Below are 1,261 nucleotides of genomic sequence, written 5' to 3'. Positions count from 1 at the left end.
TATAGCAAAGAAAGGGATAGTTAGGACATAATAGAGGAGTTAGTAAGCAGGATTTGCGCAAAAATCAATAAGCTATGGCTTATTGATAAAAACTGGCTCATTATCAACAAATTCACTCTATTGTGAGTAAAGTTCTACGAGATTATAGGGGTTTTGAGCCACGATCAACCGATATCCGACCAATGCACATGATGAGGCATTTTTTATTGCGCTTACCCTGAGTTAGTAAGGAGGACAAATGCCATCACCCTATAGCGATGATTTTAGAGAAAAGGCGATACGGCTACGCCACGCTTCGCGAACGCCGCCGTAGATCGTGGTGAGAAAAAAAGCCATATCTGCCGAATGTTGGGTAAAGCGCCGAAATACTTTAGACTTGTGGCTAAAAGCCAGAGCCGAAACGGGAAGCTTTAAAGCAAAGCGGAACTACAGCAGAGGACCTGCCCCAAAAATTCAAAACTTAGAGGAATTTCGCAAATTTGCTCAAGAAAATGGTGGTAAAACTCAACAACAGATGGCCGAAAGATGGCAAGAAAAAATTAGTCGTATTACCATAGGTAAAGCTTTAAAGCGCATTGGCTTTACGAGAAAAAAAAACTTACGGGTACAGAGAAAGAAATGAAGAAGAGCGAGCTGAGTTTATCAAGTATATCAGTAAGTATGCTTACCAGAGATTCGTTTACGTCGATGAAGCAGGAGTCGATGATACAGAAGATTATCCCTACGGTTGGTGTGAGAAAAATCAACGATACTACGACCTCAAATTGGGACATAAAACAGAACGAATAAGCATGGTAGCTGCATCATGTTGTCGTCAAATTATTGCCCCAATAACTTTTACTGGATACTGCAACACTCAACTAATTAAGATGTGGGTAGAATTTTTCCTCGTACCCGAGTTATTACCTGGACAAATAGTCATTATGGATCAGGCGAGTTTTCACAAATCGGCTCAGATAAAACAATTAATTGAAATGGTTTGAAGTTACCGTAAGAATAAAGAAGCCTTTCTAGGGGACAGGTTATGGGTAAAAAGGTGAAAACTAATGAAATAAGGCTTCTTTATTCTAAGGTTTCGTCTCCCAGGATGTGAACTGGTATTTCTGCCCGCTTATTCACCTGATCGCAAATATTATTGAGAAATTTTGGGCAAGACTCAAACACTATTTGAGAAAAACTCTTGATCAATTTGATGGTTTACAGGATGCTATCGATAACGCTTTGCACTTTTTGTCCTAACCAACTCTTTCTCTGCTATATT

Annotated in this window: 2 protein-coding genes; both read left to right on the top strand. The window is 39.5% G+C overall.

The window, feature by feature from the left end:
- The first annotated feature begins 316 nt into the window (after positions 1 to 316).
- Positions 317 to 622: a hypothetical protein gene (locus F6K46_RS39835; RefSeq protein ID WP_293069060.1), complete on the top strand. Its 306-nt coding sequence runs from the start codon at positions 317 to 319 to the stop codon at positions 620 to 622.
- On the top strand, positions 576 to 983 hold the full coding sequence (locus F6K46_RS39830) for a transposase (protein WP_293069057.1): 408 nt from the start codon (positions 576 to 578) through the stop codon (positions 981 to 983). Before F6K46_RS39835 ends, F6K46_RS39830 begins: the two co-directional genes overlap by 47 nt.
- The last annotated feature ends 278 nt before the right edge of the window (positions 984 to 1,261 follow it).

The sequence above is a fragment of the Moorena sp. SIO3E8 genome, from assembly GCF_010692445.1.
GTDB classification, from domain to species: Bacteria; Cyanobacteriota; Cyanobacteriia; order Cyanobacteriales; family Coleofasciculaceae; genus Moorena; species Moorena bouillonii.
This window is presented reverse-complemented; position numbering and strand designations above follow the sequence as displayed.